We start from the raw sequence: 6,196 nt of genomic DNA on the forward strand, positions 1-6,196 counted from the left end.
GCTGAAGATATAGAGCGCTTGGACTATCTTGTAGAGAATGTGCTGTTGGCTACTAAACTGGAAAATCGTAGCTTTAATCTGCCGAAGGAAGACTTCGACTTTTCGGCACTAGTACAGGAGGTGCTGGATAGACTGCAGAAGAATGCCTGTAAGACGGAGATGTTGCGCGGTGAGATAGAACCTAACATCATTTTGCATGTCCGACAAGTTTGCCATTACCAATGTGGTGAATAATCTGGTGGAAAATGCCATTAAATATTCACCGCCATGTGCTACTGTAGAGGTGAAGCTGTATAGGAAAGATAACAATCTGATTTTTTCGGTGGCGGATCATGGACAGGGCATTCCGGATGAAGAGAAGAAGTTGATTTTTAATAAATTTTACCGTGTAGGTAATGAATCTACCCGTAAAACCAAAGGCACTGGATTAGGGTTATATATTGTGAAATCAGTATTACAAAAACATAACGCTACCATTAAGGTGAAAGACAACAAGCCTTCAGGTAGCATTTTTGAAGTAATTTTTGAAAACTATGCAGGCTAAACAAAGAATACTATTAGTCGAAGACGAAGAACACTTGTTGGAGGCTATCAAGCTTAACCTCGAATTGGAAGGTTACCGTGTCACAACAGCTACCGATGGAAAGAAAGCATTGAAAATCTTCAAGGAAGAGCGTTTCAATCTTATCATTTTGGATGTCATGATTCCTGAAATTGATGGATTCCAAGTGGCAGAAACCATAAGACTACAGAATACGGAAGTGCCTATCATGTTCCTTACGGCAAAAAATAAGCAGTGAAGACCGTATCACAGGCTTGAAGAAAGGTGCTGACGACTATTTGGTGAAGCCTTTTAACCTTGAGGAGCTAATTCTTCGTGTAGGCAACCTTATCCGTCGTGGGATGAAGCCTGAAGAGCTTAAGGAACTTAACTCCTATACTATAGGCGATAAGACCATATACTTCAACTCCTACGAGCTGCATCATGCCGACGGTACGGTGACTTCGTTGACCAAAAAGGAAACGATGTTGCTGAAGCTGTTGATTGAGCGCCGCAATGAGGCCGTTTCACGTGAACAGATTCTTGAAACAGTATGGAACTACGATGTATATCCTTCCACCCGCACTATTGACAACTTTATCCTCACTTTCCGTAAGTATTTTGAGCCGGATCAAAAACATCCTATATACTTCCATTCCATCCGTGGGGTAGGATATAAGTTTACGGACAACAACAATAACAACGAAAGCAGCGAAGGGTAACATAGATAGATGAATACCAGAGTACGATTTATACTTATCGCCATTGCCGTTATAGCTTTGGCCTACTGCGTAGTGTATCAGCATTTCTATGCCTGCGTATATATATTGGGAGCTATTGGCTACTTGATATGGAGTGAATACAGGGAGGGAACAGTTTTTCTTGCTACACAGGCCTTCCACAAGCAGGACTATGACAAGGTTAAGAAGCTGCTGGATCAAATCAAAAATCCGGACACCCTACGCAAAGGGAGAAGGAACTTTTATGAATTCATGAAGGGTAATTTGGCGCTTAAGGAAAATAATATCGAAGAGGCGGAATACCATTTTCAGCTGGCCTCACGCCTGCCATGGCGTAAAGACCATGAAAAAGCTATGGTATTGATCAATTTGGCCAATATCAACCTTCGCAAAAAGGATTATGAACGAGTTGCTACTTATCTGTCCGTGACGGAAAAGCTAAAGCTTACCGAAAGACAGAAAAGTATCATTCAGAAAATACAGAAAGAGATAGACAATCATAAATAAGATAGCATAGTGAGTACGACTTTACGAAACGATTTATTTATCAGAGCTGCTCGATCGCAGCAGACGGAAAGACCGCCGGTATGGATGATGCGGCAAGCAGGCCGTTTTATGCCGGAATATTGGGAGATTAAAAATAAATACACATTCTTGGAGATGTGTAAGACGCCGGAAATTGCGGCAGATGTGACCATGTTGCCAGTAGATCTTTTGGGTGTTGATGCTGCCATTCTGTTTTCGGACATTTTGGTTACTGCCGAAGCAATGGGAGGTGATCTGTCCTTCGAGCAGGGGGTAGGACCTCGCTTTTCGAATCCTGTGCGCAGCCATGCTGATGCCGATAAGTTGTCAGTAGATTGTGTGGATAAGCTTCAATATGTTGCGGAAGCTATTAAGGTTATTCAACAACGTCTCGATGGCTCTATTCCTCTCATCGGATTTGCGGGTGCGCCTTTCACAATCTTGAGTTATTTGGTTGAGGGTGGTTCGTCAAAAGATTTCAAACGTACCAAGCTGCTGTTGAACAATGAGCCGGAGTTAGCACATAAAATATTGCAGAAGATTGCTGACGTTACGGTGGATTATCTGAATATGCAGATTGATGCTGGGGTGAATGCCCTACAGTTGTTTGACAGTTGGGCATTAGCCTTATCGTGGAATGACTATAGAGACTTTTCGCACCATTACAATAAGTATATTCTATCAAAGATTAGACGCACGGTACCAGTAATATCGTTCTGTAAAGGATCGTCAGTGTTTGCGCCGATGATGGCGGAAGCACATCCGGACGTGATCTCGGTGGATTGGAATGCCGACCTTAAGAATATTAAACAAGCTCTTCCGGAAGGTATAGCTGTACAAGGTAACCTAGACCCTTTTGTGCTTTATGCCGACAAAAAGGTTATCAAGGACAAGATACATCAGCTATTTGAGCGCATGCGCGGAGAAAAAGGGTTTATTTTTAACCTTGGGCACGGTATCATGCCTGATATTCCGTTTGACAATGTCAAATTTGCGATAGAAACCGTAAAAGAATTTAGATATTAAGAGGTAGGGAGCAAAGTTTTTTGCTCCTTATTTTATTAAACCTATTTTTGTAGCATGTTATATCTGTACGCAAAAGCAATACACATTATTTTCGTAGTGTGCTGGATGGCGGGTTTGTTCTATATGCCTCGCCTTTTTATTTATCATACCGAGGCGAAGAGCAAAGGTGAAAAAGAATATGCTATTCTTCATGAGCAGTTTATTGTGATGGAGCGCAGGCTTTGGTGGGTCATCACTACTCCAGCGATGTATATTACTGTTTTAGCGGCATTGGTGATGCTACATGTTAATCCAGGGTTGCTGACAATGGGATGGATGCAAGTCAAACTTCTCTTTGTCGCAGGCCTTATAGGATATCATTTCAAATCCCAAAATATCATGCATCAGTTGCGTGCAGGAACATGTAAGTGGACTTCCGGTCAGTTGAGGATGTGGAATGAGGTCTCTACCATCATCCTCTTCGCTATAGTCTTCTTGGTCATCCTCAAATCGGCGTTAAACTGGATCTTTGGTGTATTAAGTCTTTTGGGACTCTCCATCTTGTTGATGATACTTATTAAGCTTTATAAGAAATACAGAAAGTCGAAAGGGGAAGCCGTAGAATAAGGTTATAGCTTTAAAATATTTTTCAGTTGATCTGATTATGAAAGCAGAAGTGACAACCGCGTTGCTTCTGCTTTTTTATTAGAAATAACAATGGTTGGAAAGGGAAAGAGTACTTTCTTTATCTAGACCTTGGCTACAGCTTTTTCCTTGTACTTTCCAATTCAGGACATTTACATCATCCAAAACATTTGAGTGTCCAGTTTTACAAAATGATAAAGACTTTTTTATGAGTATGAGCAGCGATACAAAACTTTCTAGGTGAAAAACTGAAAAGAGCGCACACAGGAATGAATGGTATTTATAAAACAGAAACAGACAGACAAGGGGGAAATCATCTTCGTTTTGTAATGACTTTTAGGTAAAGCACCAGTTTAATAGATAAACTTTGAAAAGCCTACCTTCTTCTTCCTAGGCACTGTACCTGATATATAGGAATATCAATGATAAGAGAGTTTTTAACATTTAACCAATTTCCTGCCACAGACGTTTTTGTTCGAAACAATGCAGTTATATTTTTTGTCGGAACAATTTTTTAAGGGTGCAAGTAATTTAGTCCAGAAAAATAGTTTTTTTCTGGACTAGTTTATAATTAACCTTTTTGTCCATAGCATAAATATTTGATTTCCAGGTATTCGTCTAATCCGTATTTGGAGCCTTCGCGCCCTATCCCTGAGGCCTTGATGCCACCAAAAGGGGCGGAAGCGTTGGATATAAGACCTGTATTGATACCAACCATGCCGGCTTCTAAGGCTTCGGCTACGCGTTGGCAGCGGTGTATATTTTCGCTATAGAAGTACGCTGCTAGGCCGAATGGGGTATCATTGGCCAAGGCGATGCCTTCCTCTTCGGTAGAAAACCGGAAAAGGGCACAAATAGGTCCAAAGGTTTCTTCCGTGCTTATTTTTGCCGTCAGTGGCATGTCTACCAGCACGGTAGGAGCGAAGAAATTATCTTTGATAACTTTTCCGCCGATAAGAATTCTGGCACCCTTGGATACGGCGTCTTGTACTATGGTCTGTAACTTTTTCTATTGCCGCCTTATTGATGAGAGGTCCTACCTGAACTCCCTCCTCAAAGCCGTCGCCTATTTTAAGTTGGTTTACAGCCTGTTTAAGTTTTTCGGCGAAAGCATCATATATCGAATCCTGCACATAGAACCGGTTTATTGACACACAGGTTTGTCCGGCATTACGGAATTTTCCGGCTACAGCTCCTTTTACTGCTGCGTCTAGGTCTGCATCATCAAACACTAGGAAAGGGGCGTTGCCTCCCAGCTCAAAGGAGACACGTTTTATCGTGCTTGCAGCCTGTTCCATCAGAGTTCGTCCCACTTCTGTAGATCCTGTAAAGGTTATTTTGCGCACCAAAGGATTTGTTGCCAGCTCATGGCCTATTCCTTTGCTGTCTTTGGAGGTGATGACAGAAAATACGCCTTTAGGTATTCCTGCCATTTCAGCTATTTTGGCTAAGGCTATGGCTGTGAAAGGTGTCTGTGAGGCTGGTTTCAGTACCATAGTACATCCTGCTACGAGGGCAGGAGCCATCTTTCGCGAGATCATTGCCAGAGGGAAATTCCATGGCGTGATGGCACCAACCACACCTACGCTTTGCTTTATCGTCGATAGACGTGTGAGGCCGTTGAGTGAAGGTATGTTTTCTCCGTAAGCACGTTTACCTTCTTCGGCAAACCACTCTACAAAGGCATTGCCGTAGTCTATTTCTCCTTTGGATTCGGCTAGTGGCTTGCCTGACTCCAGCGTCATGATTTCGGCAAGCGCATCTTTATATTCTTTTGTCAGTTCGAATATTTTTCGGACCAGGGCGCAGCGTTCCCCGACAGGCGTATTGCGCCAGCTTTTCCATGCTTTATGGGCGTCTTCAATAGCCTGTCGGCAATCCTCTATCGTAAGATCCGGTAAGGAACCTATAGATTGATTGGTAGAAGGGTTAATAACCTCGAAAGAATTTGTGCCCTCCACGAATGTTCCGTTTATATAGGCTTTTTGGATAAAAAGTGGGTTTTCCATAATGACAAAACAGTTTGATTACAGGGATTGTTTACAATAAACAAGAAAAGAGGATTTCTCCTCTTTTACTTTGTTATAATGTTTTTCAGGATGGCGTGTCCCATTCCTGTCCCTTTTTGTCTTTAGATATTCTTCATTATATGGATTGGGCGTGATTTCTATAGGCACATTCTCTACGATTTCCAGTCCATAACCTACTAATCCGGCACGTTTTGTAGGGTTGTTGGACATGAGACGCATTTTTGTTACCCCCATATGGCGAAGAATCTGAGCTCCTACACCATAGTCTCGGAGATCGGCTTTGAATCCAAGCTGTAGGTTGGCATCTACAGTATCAACACCATTTTCTTGGAGCTTATAGGCGTGCAGCTTGTTGATAAGGCCTATGCCACGTCCTTCTTGGTTCATATACACGATGACACCTTTGCCTTCTTTTTCAATCATCTCCATAGCTTTGTGTAGCTGAGGACCACAATCGCAGCGGCAGGAACCGAAGATATCTCCCGTCACGCAAGAGCTATGCACACGCACCAATACGGGTTCATTTTCTTTCCATTCACCTTTATAGATAGCCAAGTGCTGTTCTCCTGTATTTTTTTGAGTGAAGTTATGTTATTCGCGAATTTCGTGGATTAGGTGAATTGTACGGTAACGTTACTCCTTCGATCAGTGTATCGTACTTTTTAGTCTGTATTCGATTTAGATCTTTGATGGTGATGTATTTTGATGGT

6 protein-coding genes and 3 pseudogenes are annotated in these 6,196 nt (G+C 42.2%); 6 read left to right on the top strand and 3 right to left on the bottom strand.

Annotated features, from left to right (window positions below):
• The 6 genes and pseudogenes from SD31_RS19510 to SD31_RS13250 form a co-directional block, all read left to right on the top strand.
• Positions 1–234: pseudogene (locus SD31_RS19510) on the top strand (hypothetical protein); the annotation flags it as partial.
• The gene (locus SD31_RS19515) at positions 197–544 is read left to right on the top strand and encodes a sensor histidine kinase (RefSeq protein WP_231561643.1); all 348 of its coding nucleotides are present in this window, start codon (positions 197–199) and stop codon (positions 542–544) included. The pseudogene SD31_RS19510 and the gene SD31_RS19515, both read left to right, overlap by 38 nt.
• Positions 534–1,263, top strand: a pseudogene (locus SD31_RS13235) (response regulator transcription factor). Before SD31_RS19515 ends, SD31_RS13235 begins: the two are co-directional and overlap by 11 nt.
• A 9-nt stretch (positions 1,264–1,272) precedes the next feature.
• Positions 1,273–1,788, top strand: a complete 516-nt coding sequence (locus SD31_RS13240; RefSeq protein ID WP_039054478.1) for a hypothetical protein — start codon at positions 1,273–1,275, stop codon at positions 1,786–1,788.
• A 9-nt stretch (positions 1,789–1,797) separates the two neighbouring features.
• The gene (gene hemE / locus SD31_RS13245) at positions 1,798–2,832 is read left to right on the top strand and encodes a uroporphyrinogen decarboxylase (RefSeq protein ID WP_039054479.1); all 1,035 of its coding nucleotides are present in this window, start codon (positions 1,798–1,800) and stop codon (positions 2,830–2,832) included.
• A 54-nt stretch (positions 2,833–2,886) separates the two neighbouring features.
• Complete coding sequence (locus tag SD31_RS13250; RefSeq protein ID WP_039054480.1) at positions 2,887–3,438, top strand: CopD family protein; 552 nt, start codon at positions 2,887–2,889, stop codon at positions 3,436–3,438.
• Between the two features lie 589 nt (positions 3,439–4,027).
• On the opposite strand, the gene SD31_RS21035 is transcribed toward SD31_RS13250, so the two are convergent.
• From SD31_RS21035 to ribA, 3 genes and pseudogenes are all read right to left on the bottom strand, one after another.
• A complete protein-coding gene (locus SD31_RS21035; protein ID WP_410528268.1) occupies positions 4,028–4,369 on the bottom strand; it encodes an aldehyde dehydrogenase family protein in 342 nt (113 codons plus the stop codon).
• Between the two features lie 16 nt (positions 4,370–4,385).
• Entirely contained in the window at positions 4,386–5,465 is a 1,080-nt protein-coding gene (locus SD31_RS13255) for an NAD-dependent succinate-semialdehyde dehydrogenase (RefSeq protein WP_316929887.1), read from the bottom strand.
• A gap of 65 nt (positions 5,466–5,530) precedes the next feature.
• Positions 5,531–6,071: pseudogene (ribA, locus tag SD31_RS13260) on the bottom strand (GTP cyclohydrolase II); the annotation flags it as partial.
• Positions 6,072–6,196: the final 125 nt, after the last annotated feature.

Origin of the sequence: Sphingobacterium sp. T2 (assembly GCF_000814685.1) — a bacterium.
Classification (GTDB): domain Bacteria; phylum Bacteroidota; class Bacteroidia; order Sphingobacteriales; family Sphingobacteriaceae; genus Sphingobacterium; species Sphingobacterium thermophilum.